Raw genomic sequence first — 19,607 nt, forward strand, 5'->3', positions numbered from 1 at the left:
CAAAGACTTCAGACCACGCCGGCTGCCCTCAGTGCAGCAAGCTGTTCCGCAGTAACACCAACCTCGGCGAGCACCTCGTCGGTGTTCGCACCGTGCGGCCGCCCCGCCCAGCGGATCGCGCCCGGTGACTCCGACAGCCGGAACAGTACGTTCTGCATCTGCACCGGCCCGCCCAGCTCTTCGTCGTCGACGGCAACGATCGTCTGCAGAGCGGCGTACTGCGGATCCGTCACGATCCCGCGGATGTCGTGCACCGGAGCGACCGCGGCCTCGGCCTTCTCGAAGGCGTCCATCACCTCGTCAAGCGAATGCGAACCAATCCACGACCCGACCGCGCCATCCAATTCGTCCGCATGCTCAGCACGCTCACGGCCGGTCGCGAACCACGGCTCGGCCACCAGGTCAGCCCGCCCCACCAGGGTGAGCACTCGCTCGGCGATGCTCTGGGAGCTGGTCGACACGGCCACCCACCGCCCGTCCGCGGTCCGGTACACGTTGCGTGGTGCGTTGTTCGACGAGCGGTTCCCCAGCCGCGGCTGCACGTACCCGGTCTGCTGGTACGCCGTGATCCCACCACCCAGCATCATCAGAATCGGCTCGATGATCGCCATGTCGATCACCTGCCCGGAGCCGGACCGATCCCGCTCGCGCAGTGCCACCAGTACGGCGTACGCCGTGGCCAGCGCGGTGATCCCATCCGCCAGCCCGAACGGCGGCAGCGTCGGTGGACCGTCCGGCTCACCGGTCACGGCCGCGAACCCACTCATTGCCTCGGCCAACGATCCGAATCCAGGCCGCGCCGCCCACGGACCCACCTGACCGAACGCCGTCACCCGCGCGATCACGAGCCGCGGATTGGCCTCCAGCAGCACCTCCGGCCCGAGCCCCCAGCGCTCCAACGTCCCCGGCCGGAAGTTCTCCACCAGTACGTCGTTCCGCCGGACCAGCTCGAGGAAGACCTCAGAGCCCACAGACAGGTCGAGCGTCGCGAGCCGCTTGTTCCGGCCGAGCGTCTTGAACCACAGCCCGACGCCATCCTTCGAGGCACCATGTGTGCGCGCCGCATCCGGTCGTGCCGGGTGCTCGATCTTGGTCACGTCCGCCCCGAAGTCACCCAGGAACGTCGCTGCCAGCGGGCCTGCGAACAGCGTCGCCGCCTCGAGCACCTTCACCCCGTCGAGAGGAGCAGGCCTCATCCCGCACACCTGAAGCCGATGGTCTCCGAGCGGTCGAGACCTCCACCGGTCAGCACCAACTTGAAGCTCACTTCCGGTTCCTGCGGCCCACCGTCGGCGTACCAATCGGAGCCCTGGGCAACATAGTGCGAGCCGCCCTTCAGGATGCAGAACCTGCTGCGGCCGTCGCGGTGTTCGCTCTCGGTCAGATTCCAGACCAGCGGCTCGGCCCGAACGAATCCGTCCAGCCCGGCCGCGACCTGCCACTCGTCCTCGGTCGGCAACCGCCCACCGCGCCAGGCCGCATAGGCCCGCGCATCCGGCAGATCGACGTACGTCACCGGCTGATCGAGAGTCTCGGCCACCGGCGCACCGTCGACCCAGTGCGCGAGGAAGCGGTTCGCGATCAGCGGCCGATACCCGGTCGCGGTCAGGAACTCGAAGTACTGCGCGTTGGTCACTTCCGAGACCGCCACCGAAACCCCCGTCAGCGAGACCTCGCGCGTCACCGTGCGAATGTCATGCAGGCGAGGCGGCAGCGGCTTCCATTCGTCCACGTACGGCGCCTGGTCGTACAGCCCGGTTTCCCGCCGCCGGTGGCGCACGGTCAGCACGCAGGGCCCAGCCGGTACGTCGACCGTCGGCCCGATCGACGCCGTACCGGAGACTGTTGGCACCGGCAACCGTTCCGCCGGCCGCATCGGGAAGGCGGAGTCGGGATCGTGCAGCCGGGGCATCGTGCCCAGCTTGCGCGCGGTCGTCCGGCAACTCGCTCCCGCGGTGGCGCCGACCCGGACGATCCCGGTCACCCCACGACCCGGCACGACGAGGTGCACCCCGTCGTCGGTCGCCGTGATCGGCACGCCCGACGTCACGTCGTACCAGTCACCGACCTGATCCTCGGATCGCAGCACGATGCCTTCGAAGTCGTCCTCGTGACGGTTGATCAGCGTCCAGAACGTGATGTCCTGCAGGTCGAACCGCGAACCGTAGACGCCGTGCACCCGCGCCTTGTCCGGGATCTCCGGGGTCAGCTGGATCCAGTCACCGTCGATCAGCACCGGCGCGAACGCGCGTTGCGCGGCCACCATCCGGCGCAGGGTCGCGCGGTCGCGGGCGCTCCAGCCGACCCAGCTGGAGAACACCGACTCCCAGACCAGGATGCCGACGCCGTTGATCCACGCGGACTGCAGCTCGGCGCTGTGATCGCGATGCCAGCGGCGGGTGTGGTGCATCATGTGCCGGCGCTCGAACATGTGCGCCCGCAGCACACCGGGCGCATGCGTATCGGCGAACCACTGCGCCCACGACAACGCGTGATCGCTGATCCTTGCCATCGGCAACCGCGACTCCCCCTCGAGCGCGATCGCCGGATTGGCCGCCCGCAATGCCCGGGTGAGGACCGGGTCGCCTTCCTTCAACGTGTCCAGGAAGACGCCGTCGACGGCGTAGTCCTTGACCAGTGCAGCGAACTCCTCGGCATCCGAACGGGCAGCGCGCCGTGTCCCGACGTCCCAGGGGTTGTAGTCGAAGAAGACCTTCACACCAAGGCGATGCAGCTCGTCGATCAGCTCCCGCAGCCCGGGCACGTCACGGTAGAAGTCGAACTGGTTCCGCGAGTCAATCCCGATCACCGGGTACGCGTGCCACAACACGATCGCGTCATGCCCGCCGAACTGCTCGATCCCGTGCCGGACGAATTTCTCCGGGGTGAACCGCCCGGTCGAAACGTCGTACAGCAGGTCGTCCCAGAGCCAGACGAGCGCCACCGAGTACGCCGTCTGGGTCCACTCCCGACCGGGCACGTCGTACTGCGACCCGTCGTACGGCGTCCGGTCGTAGGACCCGATCAGCCACTCGGCCAGTTTGGCGCGCCAGCGCGGCAGATCCGCCGGATCGTCGGGCGCACCGATGATCTTGGCGTCGTCGAGGAAGGACAGATCGGCCCGGAGCCCCAGATCCACCCGGCCGGGCAGGTCGATGGGCCGCGGTTCGTGCGGACTCACAGATACACCTCCGCGTAACGCGCGTCGATCGCATCCCCGTGAGGCACCGAGGCAATTGCTCCCGCGGTCTGAACACTCAGTGAAGCAGCAACGGTAGCGCGTCGGACCGCGTTCGTCAGGTCGCTGGGCGTAATCGGCTCGATAGCTGACACCGAAGACAAGGTTGCCGCGAGCACCCCGCAGAAGGTGTCCCCCGCGGCCGTGGTGTCGACGACGTCGACCGGTACGCCGGGGACGGTGATCTCGTCGTTGCCGCGGGTCAGGATCACCGCGCCGGCCGCGCCGAGCGTGACCACCGCGGCCGGGACCAGCTTCAGCAACGCGGCCCGGTCCGGACCGGCGATCACCTCGGCCTCACTCTCGTTCACCACGAGCAGGTCGATGTCGGCGAGCAGCGCACTCGGCAGCTCGGCCGCCGGGGCCGCGTTCAGGATGAAGTACGAGCTGGTCGCCGCGGCCTCCTGAACGGTCTCCATCGGGATCTCGAGCTGAGCCAGCACGATCTTTGCGCCACCGATGACGTGGGCGGATTCCGGGGTCAGCGCCAGCTCGCCGTTGGCACCTGGGGCGACGACGATCGAGTTCTCACCACTCTCGTCGACCGTGATGATCGCCGTACCGGTCGGGGCGTCGGAGGTCGTCGCCAGCGACAGGTCGACGCCCGCGCCGGTCAGTGTGTCCCGGAGCAGCGCGCCGCCGTCGTCGGCTCCGAGCGACACGACCATGGCCGTCTGCGCGCCGGCCCGCGCGCTCGCAGCCGCCTGGTTGGCGCCTTTGCCGCCGGGGCCCCGGGTCATCACGCCCGCGAGCACGGTCTCGCCGGGGCGCGGGATGCGCTGCACGGGGAGCACCAGGTCCACGTTCGCACTGCCCACGACGACAACGTCAGGCTCCACCCCGGGCCACCTCCACAGTCCTGTCCGCCAGTTCGTCGAATGCGATTCGGTCCATCCCCGGCAGGCTGGTGGCCAGCCGGTTCCTCAGTGGTACAGACCACTCTGCCGGAACTCCCCGGACGGCACCAAACACGGCACCGACCGTCGCACCCACGGAGTCCGTGTCCCACCCTGCCATGACCGAGCGGCCAACTGCCGCCGTGAAGTCGGGCGCCGTGAGGGCATATCCGGTCAGTGCCGAATTATTCACGGCATGTACCCAGTGCAGGCCCCCGTACTCCTCGTGCAGCGCATCGAGGGCGTCGTCCAGCGGGTGATCCGCCAGAGCGAGGCCGAACCGGACCGCGCGGGAGATCGCACCGTCCACCGGGATCACCTCGAGCCCCGCCAGCGCAACCTCGATCGGCGAGTCGAGCACCATCGCCGCGGCCGACATCGCGGCCACCCACAACGCGCCGTCGACGCCCGCCCCGGTATGACTCAACCGGGCGTCGACCAGCGCGAGCCGGGCGGCCGCCGTACGGTCGCCGGGGTGCGTCCAGCCGTAGACATCGGTCCGGATCTGCGCACCGATCCACTCGCGGAACGGGTTGCCGACAACGGCGGCCCGGGCCGGCTCGACGCCGTTCAGCAGGTTGCGGTAGGCAACGCGTTCGGCGGTGAAGACGCGGGCGGCGGGGAGATCGCGCAACCAGGTCTGGGCGACATCTTCGGTCGTCAGGGCATCGCCGTACTGCTCGAGCATCCGGAGCGCGAGGAGGGCGAAGTTGAGGTCGTCGTCCTCCGGCATCCCGTCGATGACCTCGCGGAGGCTGGTCGGGGCGGACGTCCGGTTCCACGGCCAGCGTTTCAGGACTTCGTCCGGTACGCCGACGGCCGTCACGTACTGGGTCAGCGGCCACTGGCCGGACGACTGCAGGATCTCGCGGATCCCCTCGCGCGGGATCTTCTCCACCGGCTTGCCGAGCAGGTTCCCGGCGGCCCGCCCGAGCCAGGCGCCGGCGATGCGATCGGTCGATCCTTCGAGCCGCGGCAACTCCGGGATCTTGGGCTCGATCCACTCCGGGGTCCGCGCGTCCAGCTCGGCGATGAGCTCACGCGCCAAGGCTCGCAGTTCCGAACTGGCGGGCTTGTCGGATGCGCCCGAGACCGGGGCCTCGGTCGCCCCGCCAGCCTTGCGCCAGCGGGCCTCGACGTCTGCGACCTCGACGCCTTCCGACCGGGACTGAACCAGCTGATGCGGCAGCAGGTCCTCCGGCTGCACCCAGGTCAATCTCATTGCGTCAGATTCTCCAGTATTTCGGTCCGCCGCGCCCACCGACGCGCATCAGCTTCATGCAGGTCACGAGCCACCGACGCCATCAGCACGCCCGGTCGAACGAGGTCGGTCCGGCTCGCCTCGGCGATCTCACTCGCCCAATCCGCCGGTACGCCGCTCAGCCCGCCGAGGGCACCCGTGATCGCTCCGGCCATCGACGCGATCGAGTCCGCGTCCCGGCCGTAGTTCGTGCCGCCGAGGACAGCCCGCCGTACGTCGCCCTCGGAGACCAGCACGAAGCCGAGGGCAACCGGAAGCTCCTCGATCGCCTTCGTCCGGCTCGGCCGGCGGGCGTCCAGGGACTGGTCACGGTAGTCCGGACCGACGCTGTCGAACGGCTCGATCGCCTGCCGGAGCAAGGGAATCGCTTCTTCCCAATCGGTCACGCCGCTTGCTGCCTCGGCCACGGCGTGGATGGCCTTCCTGGTGCCGTCCTTGGCGCTGTGCAGAGCAGCCTCGATCACCTCGGATGTCGTTGCCCCAGGCACCATTGCGGCGGCGACGGCGGCCGCGAACACGCCGGCCGCCTCCCGCCCGTAGCTCGACTGGTGCGCGCCGGCGATGTCGATCGCTTCGGCATAGGCACCCTGCGGGTCGCCGGCGTTCGCGATCCCGACCGGTGCCATGTACATGGCGGCACCACAGTTGACGATGTTGCCGACGCCGGCCTCACGTGGGTCGACATGTCCGTAATGCAGGCGGGTAACGAGCCACTTCTCGGCCAGGAAGACGCGCTGCAGCAACAACGCGTCCGCCTCCAGCTCAGGTACCCATCGACGACCGGTGATCATCTTCGGCACCAGCGACTCCGCGATCGCGTACGCATCCAGGTGAGTACGGCGCTCGTCGTACACCTCGACCAGTGCGTGCGTCATCAAGGTGTCGTCGGTGATGTGCCCATCGCCCTTGTGGTACGGCGCAATCGGCCGCGCGGTGCGCCAGTCGTCGAACCAGGGACCGACAATGCCGGTCACCCAGCCGCCGTGCCGCTCCCGGATCGCGGCCGGCGTCCAGCCCTCGACGGCACCGCCGATCGCGTCACCGACGGCGGAACCGACAAGGGCACCTGTCGACTTGTCTTCGAGCATCAGCTGTTGACCTGACCCCATCCGTCGTTCAATTTCTTGCCCAAGGCACCCAGGTCGGTCTTGTTCGCCAAGTACTCCTGGAGTGCGGGCGTCGCGATCTGGTCCTTCCACTTCGGGTAGTTCTCCACGCTCTGGAACGGCGCCTTGGTCAGCTCGGCACCGCTGGCCAGCGTCTGCTGCCAGCCGTCCTTGCCGCCGGTCGTCTTCAGGATCGCGTCCCGGGCCGCCTGCGTGGTCGGGATCAGCCAGTCGCCTTGCCCGACGGCGGCCAGGTTCTCCGCCTTCATGAAGTAGTCGATGAACTGCGCGGCCTGCTTGACGTTCTTGCTCTCTGCGGGCACTGACAGCGTCTGCGGGTTGGCGGCCTGCTTGGCGCTGGTGCCCTTCAGCGGCGGGAGCACCTCCCACTGGAAGCCCTTGGGTGCTTCGGCAACGATCTGCTGCGCGGCGTAGTTGCCGCCGACAACCATCGCGTACTTGCCGGCGTAGAACCCCGGCAGCACGTCCGATCCGCTCTGCGTCAACGAGGTCGGCTCGATCGATTTGTCGGTATAGGCCATCGCGTGGATCCGCTTCGGCACCTCGAGTTCCGCGTCGCCGATCGCGGCCTTGGCATCGCGTCCGGTGCCTTCGAAGAACTTTCCGTCGAAGTTCATCCCGAGGTTGAGCACGGTCGCGGTCGGGCTCTTCAATCCCCAGCCGAGGCCGTACTTCGACCCGGCTGTGAGCTTCTTCGCGTTGGCCGCGAGGTCGTCCCAGCTGAGCGAGTCGCCGGTCGCGGTGATCCCGGCCTGCTTCAGGGCCGCAGTGTTCGCGAACACGACGTACGACTGCAGGAGCGTCGGGGCGGCGTACACCTTGCCGTCGCTGGAGACGGTGTCCCACACCCCTTGCGGTACGGCGTCCTTGGTCGCCTGACTCAGGTACGGCGAAAGGTCCGCGAGGTAACCCTGGTTGATGAACCCGGTGATGTCAGCGGACTCGTCGTGGATGATGTCCGGCGCGGTCCCGCCCTGGAACTGGGTGACGAGCTGGTCGTGGACCGAGTCCCAGCTGCCCTGGACGTACTCGACCTGGATGTTCGGGTTGGCGGCGTTCCAGTCCGCGACGATCTTCTTGGTCGCGGCGACGGTGGTCTTCTGGAAGGCGAGACTCTGGAACTTCAGCGTCACCTTCTCCGTCGATCCGCCGTCGTCGCCGCTGTCGCTGTTGCCGCCACACGCCGCAAGCGTCACCAGCGCGCTTGCCGCGAGTAATGCGGTCACTACTTTCCTCATGATGTTTCTCCTCAGGGGATCGTCAGCCCTTGACTGCACCGCTCAGCAGGCCGGAGGTCAGCCGGCGTTGCAGGAAGGCGAAGAAGACCAGGCTGGGTACCGTCGCGAGCACCGACGCGGCGGCGAGTGGGCCGAACTGCACCTGTCCCTCGGCACCGACGAAGCGGGCGAGGACCAGCGGCAGGGTTTTGAGCTCCGGGTCCTGCAGGAGGACCAGAGCGAAGAAGAACTCGTTCCACGCGGAGATGAAGGTGAACATCGCCGTTGCAATCAAGCCAGGCCGAAGCAACGGCATCACGATTGCGATGATCGTCCGGATCCGGCTCGCGCCGTCCACCGCGGCTGCCTCTTCGAGCTCGCGCGGGACAGCGGCGACGTACCCCTGGAGCATCCACAGCGCGAACGGCAGGGACCAGACCAGGTACACCAGCACCACGCCCGGGATCGTGTTCGTGAGATGCAGTGGTCTCAAGATCATGAACAGCGGGATCACGATCAGGATCACCGGGAACACCTGGCTGACCAGGATCCAGCCGTTCGTGATCGGCCGGAGCCGGCTGCGGAACCGGGCCAGCGCGTACGAGACCGGGAGCGCGACGATCAGCACCAGGATCGTGGTCAAGATCGAGATCTGCAGGCTGTTCCCGAGAGAACGGACCAGACCCTGTTCCTCGAGAGCATTGGTGTAGTTCGAGAAATCGACGTTCTTGGGCAGCAGCGTCGGTGAGATCGCGGCGAACTCGCGCGGCGACTTCAGCGAGCTGGAGATCAGCCAGAGCAGCGGGAAGGCCAGGAATACCAGGTACCCGAGAACGGCGACGTACTGGAGAACGCGGGTCACCGGACGTGTTCTCATGCCTTCGCCCTCGCTCATGCCTGGCTCCGGAGCCGGTTCCGCAGGTAGAAGGCGAGGAACACGATGATCACCACGACCATCACGTCACCCATCGCCGCGGCCATTCCGAAGTTTCCGTACCGGAAGGCCTCGTTGTAGGCGAACAGCATCGGCAGCATGGTCTTGCCACCCGGCCCACCGGCCGTCAGCACGTAGACCAGGCCGAACGAGTTGAAGTTCCAGATCAGGTCCAGGCTGGTGATCGCGACGATCACGGTCTTGAGCTGCGGCAGCGTGATGTACCAGAACTGGCGCCAGGCGCTCGCGCCGTCGACCGCGGCCGCCTCGTAGAGCGAGCGGTCGATCCCTTGCAGGCCGGCCAGCAGCGTCACGGTCGTCATCGGCATGCCGACCCAGATTCCGACCACGATCACCGCGGGGAGCGCCGTACTGAAGTCGCCGAGGAAGTTGATCGGGTGATCGGTGAGCTGCAGGTCCTGGAGAACCTTGTTCACGGGGCCGTTGGTCGGGTGCAGCAGCAGCCGCCACATGATCGCGACCACCACCGGCGGCATCGCCCACGGGATCAGCGCGAGCGTCCGGGCCACGCCGCGGAACTTGAGATCGGTGTTCAGCAGCAACGCGAGACCGAGCGCGGCCACGAACTGCAGGATCGTCACCGAGAGAGTCCAGATCACGCCGATCCGGAACGAGTCCCAGAACAGGTCGTTCTGCAGCAGCTTCTCGAAGTTGCCGAAACCGATGAAGTCGGTGTCGACCCGCAACCCGGCGCGCGCGTTGGTGAACCCGAGCGCGATCCCCCGGACCAGCGGGTAGACGCTCAGCAGCAGGACCGGCAGCAGTGCGGGCAGGAAGAGGAAGATCGCCTCGCGGTTCTGCTTCGGTCGGGTGGCGGTCGTTGTGCTCACGTCGACCGCCGGACACTCAGCGACGGGTGAACGACGATCCGGCGCGGGGAGCGCTCTCCGTCCTCGATCCGGGCCAGCAGCAATTCAGCCGCCCGCCGACCACGCTCAGCCGATCCGAGGTTCACGCTAGTCAGTGTCGGGAAGCACTGCTCAGCCAGCTCGCTGTCGTCCATCCCGACCAGAGCAACGTCATCCGGTACGCCGAGCCCGGCCGCCGCCAGCTCGTGCATCAACCCGACCGCAAGCAAGTCGTTCGCCGCGATCACCGCATCAAACGTCGGCCGACCCGCTCCCGAGCCCGTCCCCGAGACAGCGCGATCACGCTCATCCGCCCCCTCACGGGCGCTCCCGCCGCGCCCCAACTCCAGCAGCTCGCGGCCCCCAGCACGCCCAGCCGCGAAGGTGAAATCCGCCGCCTCCACCTGCGCGACGGGCTGCAGTTTGTGCGCCCGCAGCGCATCCGCGAAACCTTTCGCCCGGGCCTCCCCCGGCACCGTGTCGGCCGGCCCGTTCAGGAACGCGATCCGCCGCCGCCCCCGCGACACCAGATGCTCGACCGCCAGCGCCATCCCCTTCGGCGAGTTCGCCCGCACCGTATCCACCCCGGCCTTGGCCGGCACGTTTCCGGCCACGACCACCGGTACGTCGCACTCCTGGATCGACTTGATCAGGTCGTCGTCGACCCGCAACGGGCTGATCACCAGCCCGTCGGCGTACCCCCGGGCCATCCCGCGCACCAGCGCGACCTCGTCGACGATCTCCGGCCCGGTCGTCGTCACCACCAACCGGTATCCGGCCGCCGACACGACCTCCTCGACGGCCCGCATCATCGTCACGTAGACCGGGTTACCGACATCGGCCACGGCCAGGGTCAGCTGAAACGTCCGTCCCACCTTGAGCGACCGGGCTCGCGAGTCCGGCACGTACCCGAGCTCGTCGACAGCACGCCGTACCCGCTCGGCCATCTCCTCGGTCGCCGGCAGCCCGTTCAGCACCCGGGACACCGACGCGACCGAAACCCCCGCTGCCCGGGCCACCCCAGCGATCGTCGGACGACTCACGGCGTACTCCTGTAATCGTTCTTGTAATCGTTTACAGCGCGACCCTAAAACGTGCCGTCGACCGCGTCAACACCCCAGCTCCCCCAGCACCGAACCGCCGCGCGCGACCAACACCGGTGGGCTTGAACAAGAAACGGTGGGCGTGAACAAGGCATTACCTGTTCAAGCCCACCGCAGAGTGACCAGACCCGCCGGAGTTGCACGGCGCCGACCCGAGCGGCGACCACATGGTGGGATCGCGCCGACCGGGGCTCAAATTCAACTAACCTCATCGACTTAGTTGCCTAATCAGCCGCCCGGGAGATTCGATGACCGACCGACCACCGCCCTCGCCGCGCAAGGTTGCGATCGCGGCCTGCGTCGGCGCGACCATCGAGTGGTACGACTTCTTCCTCTACGGCACCGCGGCCGGACTGGTTTTCAACAAGCTGTTCTTCACCGGACTGAGCGGCTCGGCCGCCACGTTCGCGTCGTTCGCGACCTTCGCCGTCGGGTTCTTGGCGCGGCCAATCGGCGGGCTGGTGTTCGGGCACTTCGGCGACCGGATCGGCCGCAAGCAGATGTTGCTGCTGACGCTGGTGATCATGGGCGTCGGCACCACGCTGATCGGTGTCCTGCCGAGCTACGACAGCATCGGGGTCTGGGCACCGATCCTGCTGGTGGTGCTGCGGATCCTGCAAGGCATTGGTGTCGGCGGTGAGTACGGCGGCGCTGTGCTGCTCGCGGTCGAGTACGCACCGCCAGGCCGGCGCGGATTCTTCGGCAGCTTCGCGCATATCGGCGTACCGGGTGGGTTGTTCCTGGCGTCGGCCGCGTTCTCGCTGGCCGGCCTGCTGCCGGAGGACGCGTTCCTGGCCTGGGGCTGGCGGATCTGCTTCCTGGTCAGCGCGGGATTACTTGCCATCGGCGCCTATATCCGGCTGTCGGTGCTCGAGACACCGGCGTTCGCGAAGGTGCGTGAGCGTAAAGAGGTATCCAGCGTCCCGCTGTTCGACCTGCTGAAGGAACACCCCCGGTCGCTGCTGCTCGGGATGGGCACGCGCTACATCGAGGGCTTCACCTTCAACCTGTTCTCGGTGTACCTGCTCTCGTACGTCGCCAACGATCTGAACCTGCCCCGCAGTTACGCGCTCAACGGCATCGTGGTCGGCGCGTTGATCGGCGTCGCGCTGATCCCGATCGCGGGCGCGCTCTCGGACCGCGTCGGCCGCAAACCCGTGTACCGGGCCGGGACCTGGGCCGCGTTGCTGTTCGCGTTCCCGGCGGCGGCACTGGTCCAGCACGGTACGTCGGTCACCGTGTTCATCGCGCTCGCGGTCGGCGTCGGCGTACTGGACGGGGTGATCTACGGACCGCTCGCGGCGTTCTGGGCCGAGCTGTTCAGCACGCGGGTGCGCTACACGGCACTGGGGGCGCTCTATCAGCTCTCCGGGATCGTCGCGTCCGGGCTGACGCCGTTGATCGCCGCGTGGCTGGTGAGTCTCGGCGGTGGCGATCTGTGGTGGCTGGCGACGTACAACGTGCTGATCGCGATCATCAGCTTGCTTTCGGCGAGAGCGCTCCCGGAAACGCTCGGCCGTTCTCTTGACTCTGACAACCGCGCACTGGATGGAGCAGTTCGATGACTCTGACCTTCCACTGGTTCCTGCCGACGTCGGGTGACTCGCGCAACATCGTCGGCGGCGGCCACGGGGCGGACGTCGTACATCGGGATCGACCGGTGACGACGCGCTACCTGCGGCAGATCGTCACGGCGGCCGAGGAGCTCGGGTTCGTCGGCGCGCTGACACCGACCGGGCTGTGGTGCGACGACGCATGGTTGTCGACGGCATCTTTGCTCGACTCGACCGATCGGTTGAAGTTCCTGGTCGCGTTCCGGCCCGGGCTGCTCTCCCCCACTCTCGCTGCGCAGATGGCGACGACGTTCCAGAACCAGTCCGGTGGGCGGCTGCTGCTCAATGTGGTGACCGGTGGTGAGCCGACCGAGCAGAAGGCGTTCGGTGATTTCCTGAGCAAGGACGAGCGGTACGCGCGGACGGACGAGTTCCTGGCGATCGTTCGGAAGCTGTGGGAGCACGGCGAACCGTTCGACTATGCAGGTAAGCATTTGCGGGTCGAGCAAGCCCGGCTGGTATCAGTCCCCGACCCGACACCGCCCATCTACTTCGGCGGTTCCTCCGCAGCCGCGGGACCAGTGGCCGCCGCCCACAGCGACGTCTACCTGACCTGGGGCGAACCACCGGCCGCCGTCGCGGAGAAGCTCGCCTGGATCCGCAAGCTCGCCGCCGACGCCGGGCGCACGGTCCGCTTCGGTATCCGGTTGCACGTCATCACGCGGGACACGTCCGAGGATGCCTGGCGAGAGGCCCGGCGGTTGCTCGACGCACTACCGCCGGAGACGATCGCCCGGGTCCAGGAAGGCTTGCGGCGCAGCGAATCCGAGGGCCAGAAGCGCATGCTCGCCCTGCACGAAGGCCGCCCCGAAGACCTCGAGATCTATCCGAACCTCTGGGCCGGCGTCGGCCTCGCCCGCGGCGGTGCCGGTACGGCGCTCGTCGGCAGCCACCGCGAAGTCGCCGACCGCATCAAGGAGTACGCCGGCCTCGGTATCGACGAGTTCATCCTCTCCGGCTACCCCCACCTCGAAGAGGCCTACTGGTTCGGCGAATCCGTCCTCCCCCTGCTGGCCCGCGAAGGCCTCTGGCAGCACCCCACCGGCACCGCGAGCACCCCCACCCCCGCCGTACCCTTCGCAACCTAACCCCACCTACCACCTCCGCCCACACGAACGGATATCAGCTCGTATTGCCCCTCCTCAGCCCGCACACAGGGGGCAGAACGATCAACACGGACGGATATCAGCTCATGTTGCCCGTTCTCCGCCGGTACACCGCGGGTAGAAGGGGCAACGCGGACTGATATCCCCTCGCGTTGTCGCCGGCCGGGCGGGGAACGCGGTCAGCGGCGTACGAGGTGGGTCAGTCGTCGTTGTCGTCGGCGCCGGGGCGTTCGGCCCAGGGGGTTTCCTTGGCGGGGCGGACGACGATGAGTTTGTCGCCGGCGGCCAGGACGGAGACGTTGGCGTCGTAGTAGCGGTGGACCTTGCCGTCGCGGACGACGGAGACGACGCGGTCCGGCAGGGCCGACGGGGGCTTGCCGACTTCGCGGCCGAGGACCGGGCGCTCGGCGACCTCGAGGCCTTCGCCGTAGGTGAGCAGGTCCTCCATCACCTCGCCGAGGTTCGGGCTGACCGCGGACAGGCCGAGCAGGCGGCCGACGGCCTCGGACGAGGTGACGACCGCGTCGGCGCCGCTCTGGCGCAGCAGCGGCACGTTGTCCTCTTCGCGGACCGCGACCACGATGTGTGCGGTCGGGTTCAGCTGCCGGACGGCGAGGGTGACCAGGACCGCGGAGTCGTCGCGGTCCGTGGTCACGATCACCTCGCGGGCCGTCATCACCTCGGCCCGGCGCAGCACCGTGCGGTTCGTGGCGTCGCCGTGGAACGCGGCCATCTGATCGTTGCCCGCGTCACCGACCGCCTGCGCCCGCGGGTCGATCACGACGATGGTGTCGCGCTTGACCCCGTTGCTGAGCAGGGTCTGCACCGCCGCCCGCCCCTTGGTGCCGTACCCGACGACAACGACGTGGTCCTTCATCCGCTTCCTCCATCGGGTGTCGCGCATGATGCGGCGACCTTCATTGGCCAGGACTTCCAGTGTCGTGCCGACCAGTACCACCAGGAAGGAGATCCGCAGTGGCGTGACGATGAAGGCGTTCACCAGCCGGGCCGTCGGCGTCACCGGAGTGATGTCGCCGTACCCGGTGGTGGTGAGGGTGACGGTGGCGTAGTAGATGCTGTCGATCAGGTCGACGGATCCGTCGTAACTGTCCTTGTAGCCGTCACGGTCGATCACCACGATCAGCACCATCAAGGTCAGCAGTCCCAGCGCGATCAGCAACCGGCTGAAGAGCTGAAAGAGCGGCGAGCGTGTGCTCGCGGGCAGGTTGACCAGTAGGCCGTGCGGATTGCGACCGGGCAGGGATGGCACGGGATCGACCATATTGCACGGACGCCCGATCCACTGCATGCGACAGGCTTTCGGGCGACAGGGCGACGGTGACCATCAGGTTGTCGCCGTCGTGGACGACCCTGGTTCGCATCCGCAGGCCCTCGATCGTGCGCAGCATGGCCGCGTTCTCCGGCTGGACCACGCAGACGGCTCGGTCGGCGCCCAGATCGCGCGCCGCGCCGATCACCTGACGCAGCAGCTGCGCACCCAGGCCACGGCCCTGCCAGCCGTCCTCGACCAGTACGGCGACCTCCATCGTCGTACCGCCGAGCTCTTCCCACGGCGCGGCCGTCGCCATCCCGACCACGGCCTCACCGATGCCCGCGATGATCGAGACGCCACCGGCCGGGGCCGACAGGTGCCTCGCGGTACGGGTGGTCAGCTTCGGCATCGGTACGTGATAGCGCCGGGTGCGGCTCTCGTGCGAGCACCGCTCGTGCATCGCGACAACAGCCTCGGCATCCGCGACGGATGCACGACGCAACTCCGGTACGCCGCTCCCCGGCCGCGGGCCGTCGATCACCGGCTCCTGCAACCGCTCAGCCAGCCGGCCCGCGATCTCGACCAGGACATCGGCCCGCGCCCACTCGGCCGGCGTGTACTCACCGAACCCCTGCAATGCTTCCAGCACGTCGTCCACCGCGAGCGGGTCCTCGACGAGCCGCAGAACAGCCCGCAGATACCGGGTCGGGGCATCACTCAGTACGTCGGCCTGACACGGCCGGACCGTGGTGCGGACGCAGCCGGCCTCGGCGACCAGGGCGGTCAGGTCCTCGGCGGACCAGCCCACTCCGGTGGACACGACCAGCTCGTCGACAGCACCGGTTTCGGCGGTGAAGACTTCCAGGCTCAGGATGTTGATGTCGTCCGCACCACACCGTGCAGCGAGTTCGGCCAGAGCACCGGGCCGGTCGGCGAGTTCGGTCCTGATTTTCCAGAGCATGCGGACGCCCTCCCTCGTGGAGCTTCGTCCTTCTACTCTGCGGGCGACCTGTTGCCTCACCGGGTCGCGAATGTTACGCCCGCGTCAACCTTCACCCGCCTACTTGCGGCCCAGCCACTTGCGGCGCAGCACTTGCGGCGCAGCTACTTGCGGCGGATCACCTTCGGCAGCCGGGCGCCGATCCGCGGCCTGCGCGCCGCCCGGGCTGCGGCCAACTGCTCGGCCGACTCCCGCTTGTCCAGATCCGCATGCCGCAACAGCTCCGGATAGGTCGCCTGCGGCACCGGCGGGTAGGTCGTCACGATCGCGTCCCCGGAGAACACGAAGAAGATCGACTGACCGTCCTTGATCACCTTGAGCAGCGACCCCTCGCGCACGGTCAGCGCATGCTCGAGCGCCTTCTTCCGCGCCGTCCGCCGGGCCATGGCCGCCTGAACCGCCTGCTGGGCCGGTTCGCGCCCGTGCTTGACCGCTTCGACGACGAGCGGTCCGTAGCGCACGCCGTACTTGATCAAGTTCTTGGCCAATTGGCCTCGCCCAGCCACCATGTCTTGAGCCTACTGGTCAGGTGGTGGCCTCCACATGGGTCAACACCCGTCTGAGGAGGTCGTTGAGCGTCTCGCGGTCCTTGGGCGGTAGCGCGCCGGCGATCATCTCGTGGTGGATCTCGACCATCTGGTCGGCGAACCGGTGGTGCAGCACCTTCCCCTTGCCGGTGAGCTCGACCTGGATCTGCGCGCGATTCTCCGGCTGGACCGTCCGGGTCAGGTAGCCGCCGGACTCCAGCCGGCCGAGGCGGGCGGTCATGCTGCCCGCGGTGATGTGGAAGATCCGGGCCAGCTGACTGGGCGTGGACTCGGCGGGCTCGAGGTGGGCCAACCGCAGGATCACCTCGCAGTCGGCCAGGCTCAGGCCCGACTCCGCGGCGACCGCCCGCTGCCACTCCCGGTGCCGCCGCGCGAGCTCGACGATCCGGTGGAGCGCGGCCTCGATCACCCGATCGGCCTGGTCGTGCCCGGCCAGGTGGTGGTCGATCTCGACCTCGACGGAATCCACCACGATTGTCTCCTTGACAGCCATAGACTTTGAGAGTCAAACTCTTGGACAAGCAAAGTGTATGCCACCCGTGAGGAGTAGTCGAATGCCTGGACCGATGAGCAGTGCCGGCCGCGAGGCCTTCCTGGCCGCGTCCCATGTCGCGATCCTGGCGATCGCCCAGCCCGACGGGCGGCCACCCCTGGCATCGCCGGTCTTCTACCACTACGAGCCCGGCGGTGAGCTGACGTTCTTCACCAACACCCTCGGCCGCAAGACCCGCAAGGCCGAGCTGCTCACCTCCGCCGAGGCACTGACCGTGACCGTGCAGACCGAGGAGATGCCGTACAAGTACGTCACCATCGAGGGTGCCGTCGTGAAGTCAGGCCCGGCCACCCCAGCGGAGATGGAGAAGATCGCCCAGCGCTACATGCCGGCCGAGTATGCGCAGGGTTTCGTGGCGAACGAGTTCGCCCATCCGGAGTCCGCGCCCGTCCTCTACAGAGTGCAGCCGAAGCGTTGGTTCAGCAGCGACTTATCGGACGAGCCTGCTTGAGATGCGAGGGCTTCCCGCGTCAGGCACCATGGAGGCCGTGAGCTCCACGAATCCGCGCCGCCCGATCATGCCGGGCAACAAGCTGTTCGAGTCGCTGCCGGGTGCTGCCGACCCGGCGGCCGTGACCGAAGTCGCGCATCGGACGGCCGAGCTGCTGGTTCGCGGGGTGCGGTCGTCCGAGGACGCCGAGGTCCATGCGCGGGTCGTGAAGCTGGCCGACGACTACGGTCTCGACGAGCTCGCCGAGCTGTGGTCCGACGCGCCGGCGGATTCGTTGCCCGGCGCACTGTGGCGGCTGTACCTGCTGCGTTCCTGGGTGCATTCGAATGCGGATCAGGTCTCCCGCGAGTTCAGCACCGGCCGCAAGTATGCGGAGGTGCACGCGGTCGTCGCCGGAGTCGCCGAGCCACCAGGACCGGCCGAGGTGCGCGACATGGTCGACGCCGTACTGCGGGGTGTCGCGACCGGTGACTTCGCCACCACGCTGGATCGGGCGGCCGCGTTCGCGCGGATCATCGCGACCGGCCGGGCGCATCTGGCCGACGACGGTCACGACGAGGTGCTGTCCGCCTCGAAGCTGGTCGAGATGGCCGACCAGTTGCAGACCGCGGCACGCTCCGAACGCGCCGGGCAACTCTGGTAGTTGCGTGCGGCCGGACAAGGTGTTATACGGTCCGGCACCCCGGGATCTCAACAGGACAAGGGATTTGGGCACCGGTTACACTGTTCGAGGTGTCGGGCCGGTGCAAGCCCCGGGTCCCAAATAAAGCCGCTACGAGCGGCCACGCGCCGTGAGGCGCTTCCCGGTCCGGCACCCCTAATTCTCTCCCGCTGGCGGGCACCGCCGGCAACCCCCAAGGCCGGTGAGTCAACGTCCGCCTCTGCGGCCCCCACTCGCCGCCCGCAACGTCCGAAGAACCCGCAGACGTGGTCTCCGGATCGTCGGACGTTAGGTGTGGCTGACGTCGCGGTAGCCGGCAACTTCTGGGTGCCATACGTGAAAGAAGTACCGGCTAACGCCCGATCGGCAGCACGGGCGTGTGTGAGGGAGCGGGTCAACCGTCGGCCGGTCTTTCCCGCACGGCGACCACAGTCCGGCAACCCAGACAACGTGGAGCCGCGGTCACCGGACCTCGCCATCCACCCCGGCCATAGCCCGTCAGCCCCAGACAACGCAGAGCCGCGGTCACCGGCGCACCATCCACCCCAGCCACCGCGGCGACCAGCCACGCTGTCTTTCAGATCGGCCGGACGCGGCGATCAGCCACAGCGCACGTCTCCGGCCGAGTCCTTTCGGACCTCAGCCCACTCGACCGCCAAAGGCGGCCGACAAAACCAGAGGGCGCGCCACCCCAGATGGCTGAGCCGGATGGCGAGGCCGGCTACCGCGGCTTCACGTCGCCTGGGGCTGACGGGCTGTGGCTGGGGTGCGTGAGGCTCGAGATCTGCGCTATCCGAAGGATTTTGGGGACTCGGTGACGAAAATCCATCGGCTAACGCGCGCGACAGCCTGCGAACCCGAGATCGCAGGACCGCAGCCACCTTGAGCAGCCATCGACCGCCGTTCGGGCGCGCGGATGGTTGAACCGTGCTCAACGTCGTGCCGGCTCGTGTGGAGGGCCCTTGATCGGCCGGTCTTGGGGTGAGCTTTCGCGGTGCTAGCTTCCTGCGGGTGAGGCTCATCGCAGGTGTGGTCGTCGCCGGTCTGATCGTGACGGGCTGTTCGACGGCTGACTCCAAGGACATCCGCACGAGCGGAATCAGGGCCGACTTCCGGGTCACGGTCAAGGACAACGAGCAGCGCGCCGACGTCCTCGCGACGCTGCGCGCCGGCACGCTGACCTACGTCGAACTCGGCAACGACGAGGCGATCAACGTCGCGGGAACCAACACGATGAGCGAGCAGGACCCGACGCTCATCCAGACGAAGTTGCGCCGCAACAAGTCCCTCGGCGTGACTAACTATTCCGGCCGCCTCGAAGGCGAGCTGCGAGCCGTCACCCACGTCACCTTCATCCTGCACCGCGACAGCGACAACGAGTCCGCTGCGCAGTCGACCGTCACCTTGCCCGAGCGCCTTCAGCTGACCGCGCCGGCCGTGGGTACGACGGCGTCGCGGCAGTCGCCGCTCACCGTCCGGTTCGAGTCGGGGCCGACCGATCTGCCGACGACTGTGAACTGGACCGGTTCGTGCATCCAGGAGGGTGAACTCCGCTTGCCGGCCGGTGGGGTCGTCGCGCACATCCCGGCCGGCCGGATCAAGCAGAGCCCGGTGTCACCGTCGGCCGGGCAGACCGCCACCACGTCGTGCACGGTCACGATCAAGGTCTTCCGTCGGGCGACCGGCGCCCTCGACCCGGCCTTCAAGGACGGGTCGGTCGTCGCCGAGGCGCAGTCGGTCCGGGAGATCACCTCGAT

General features: G+C 68.0%; 18 protein-coding genes. 5 read left to right on the forward strand and 13 right to left on the reverse strand.

The window, feature by feature from the left end; all coding sequences use genetic code 11:
- Nucleotides 1-8: 8 nt before the first annotated feature.
- The 9 genes from ACFCV3_RS39675 to ACFCV3_RS39715 are packed head-to-tail and all read right to left on the reverse strand — an operon-like array spanning nt 9 to nt 10,585.
- The gene (locus ACFCV3_RS39675) at nt 9-1,196 is read right to left on the reverse strand and encodes a CaiB/BaiF CoA transferase family protein (protein ID WP_376039822.1); all 1,188 of its coding nucleotides are present in this window, start codon (nt 1,194-1,196) and stop codon (nt 9-11) included.
- Nucleotides 1,193-3,181 (reverse strand): SUMF1/EgtB/PvdO family nonheme iron enzyme, encoded by a 1,989-nt coding sequence (locus tag ACFCV3_RS39680; RefSeq protein ID WP_376039825.1) that lies wholly within the window; start codon nt 3,179-3,181, stop codon nt 1,193-1,195. The genes ACFCV3_RS39675 and ACFCV3_RS39680 overlap by 4 nt, the downstream gene beginning before the upstream one ends.
- Complete coding sequence (locus ACFCV3_RS39685; RefSeq protein WP_376039827.1) at nt 3,178-4,077, reverse strand: ribokinase; 900 nt, start codon at nt 4,075-4,077, stop codon at nt 3,178-3,180. The genes ACFCV3_RS39680 and ACFCV3_RS39685 overlap by 4 nt, the downstream gene beginning before the upstream one ends.
- Entirely contained in the window at nt 4,067-5,356 is a 1,290-nt protein-coding gene (locus ACFCV3_RS39690) for an ADP-ribosylglycohydrolase family protein (protein WP_376039830.1), read from the reverse strand. The genes ACFCV3_RS39685 and ACFCV3_RS39690 overlap by 11 nt, the downstream gene beginning before the upstream one ends.
- Nucleotides 5,353-6,483, reverse strand: a complete 1,131-nt coding sequence (locus ACFCV3_RS39695; protein WP_376039833.1) for an ADP-ribosylglycohydrolase family protein — start codon at nt 6,481-6,483, stop codon at nt 5,353-5,355. Before ACFCV3_RS39695 ends, ACFCV3_RS39690 begins: the two co-directional genes overlap by 4 nt.
- Nucleotides 6,483-7,760: an ABC transporter substrate-binding protein gene (locus ACFCV3_RS39700; protein ID WP_376039835.1), complete on the reverse strand. Its 1,278-nt coding sequence runs from the start codon at nt 7,758-7,760 to the stop codon at nt 6,483-6,485. The genes ACFCV3_RS39695 and ACFCV3_RS39700 overlap by 1 nt, the downstream gene beginning before the upstream one ends.
- A 22-nt stretch (nt 7,761-7,782) precedes the next feature.
- Nucleotides 7,783-8,616 (reverse strand): carbohydrate ABC transporter permease, encoded by an 834-nt coding sequence (locus ACFCV3_RS39705; protein WP_376039837.1) that lies wholly within the window; start codon nt 8,614-8,616, stop codon nt 7,783-7,785.
- Nucleotides 8,617-8,630: 14 nt separating this feature from the next.
- The gene (locus ACFCV3_RS39710; RefSeq protein ID WP_376039839.1) at nt 8,631-9,524 is read right to left on the reverse strand and encodes a carbohydrate ABC transporter permease; all 894 of its coding nucleotides are present in this window, start codon (nt 9,522-9,524) and stop codon (nt 8,631-8,633) included.
- A complete protein-coding gene (locus ACFCV3_RS39715; RefSeq protein ID WP_376039842.1) occupies nt 9,521-10,585 on the reverse strand; it encodes a LacI family DNA-binding transcriptional regulator in 1,065 nt (354 codons plus the stop codon). Before ACFCV3_RS39715 ends, ACFCV3_RS39710 begins: the two co-directional genes overlap by 4 nt.
- A 308-nt stretch (nt 10,586-10,893) precedes the next feature.
- On the opposite strand from ACFCV3_RS39715, the gene ACFCV3_RS39720 reads away from it, so the two are divergent.
- Both ACFCV3_RS39720 and ACFCV3_RS39725 read left to right on the forward strand, forming a co-directional pair.
- Nucleotides 10,894-12,210 carry an MFS transporter gene (locus tag ACFCV3_RS39720; protein ID WP_376039844.1) on the forward strand — a complete coding sequence of 439 codons (1,317 nt, stop codon included), beginning with the start codon at nt 10,894-10,896 and terminating at the stop codon, nt 12,208-12,210.
- Nucleotides 12,207-13,346, forward strand: coding sequence for an LLM class flavin-dependent oxidoreductase (locus ACFCV3_RS39725; protein WP_376039846.1), 1,140 nt, complete (start codon nt 12,207-12,209; stop codon nt 13,344-13,346). Before ACFCV3_RS39720 ends, ACFCV3_RS39725 begins: the two co-directional genes overlap by 4 nt.
- A 217-nt stretch (nt 13,347-13,563) precedes the next feature.
- On the opposite strand, the gene ACFCV3_RS39730 is transcribed toward ACFCV3_RS39725, so the two are convergent.
- The 4 genes from ACFCV3_RS39730 to ACFCV3_RS39745 all read right to left on the reverse strand — a co-directional run bounded on the left by ACFCV3_RS39730 (nt 13,564) and on the right by ACFCV3_RS39745 (nt 16,657).
- Nucleotides 13,564-14,514, reverse strand: coding sequence for a potassium channel family protein (locus ACFCV3_RS39730; RefSeq protein WP_376039863.1), 951 nt, complete (start codon nt 14,512-14,514; stop codon nt 13,564-13,566).
- Nucleotides 14,486-15,598 (reverse strand): GNAT family N-acetyltransferase, encoded by a 1,113-nt coding sequence (locus tag ACFCV3_RS39735; protein ID WP_376039848.1) that lies wholly within the window; start codon nt 15,596-15,598, stop codon nt 14,486-14,488. Before ACFCV3_RS39735 ends, ACFCV3_RS39730 begins: the two co-directional genes overlap by 29 nt.
- A 143-nt stretch (nt 15,599-15,741) precedes the next feature.
- Nucleotides 15,742-16,146 carry a hypothetical protein gene (locus ACFCV3_RS39740; protein ID WP_376039850.1) on the reverse strand — a complete coding sequence of 135 codons (405 nt, stop codon included), beginning with the start codon at nt 16,144-16,146 and terminating at the stop codon, nt 15,742-15,744.
- Between the two features lie 16 nt (nt 16,147-16,162).
- Entirely contained in the window at nt 16,163-16,657 is a 495-nt protein-coding gene (locus ACFCV3_RS39745; RefSeq protein ID WP_376039853.1) for a MarR family winged helix-turn-helix transcriptional regulator, read from the reverse strand.
- An 82-nt stretch (nt 16,658-16,739) separates the two neighbouring features.
- Here ACFCV3_RS39745 and ACFCV3_RS39750 point away from each other — a divergent pair, with 82 nt between their 5' ends.
- From ACFCV3_RS39750 to ACFCV3_RS39760, 3 genes are all read left to right on the forward strand, one after another.
- Complete coding sequence (locus ACFCV3_RS39750) at nt 16,740-17,189, forward strand: pyridoxamine 5'-phosphate oxidase family protein (RefSeq protein WP_376039856.1); 450 nt, start codon at nt 16,740-16,742, stop codon at nt 17,187-17,189.
- Between the two features lie 37 nt (nt 17,190-17,226).
- Entirely contained in the window at nt 17,227-17,832 is a 606-nt protein-coding gene (locus ACFCV3_RS39755) for a hypothetical protein (protein ID WP_132401466.1), read from the forward strand.
- A 1,029-nt stretch (nt 17,833-18,861) separates the two neighbouring features.
- Nucleotides 18,862-19,607 (forward strand): hypothetical protein (locus tag ACFCV3_RS39760; RefSeq protein ID WP_376039858.1); only part of this gene is annotated, 746 nt, incomplete at its 3' end.

The organism is Kribbella sp. NPDC056345, assembly GCF_042262745.1.
In the GTDB taxonomy this organism is placed as follows: Bacteria; Actinomycetota; Actinomycetes; order Propionibacteriales; family Kribbellaceae; genus Kribbella.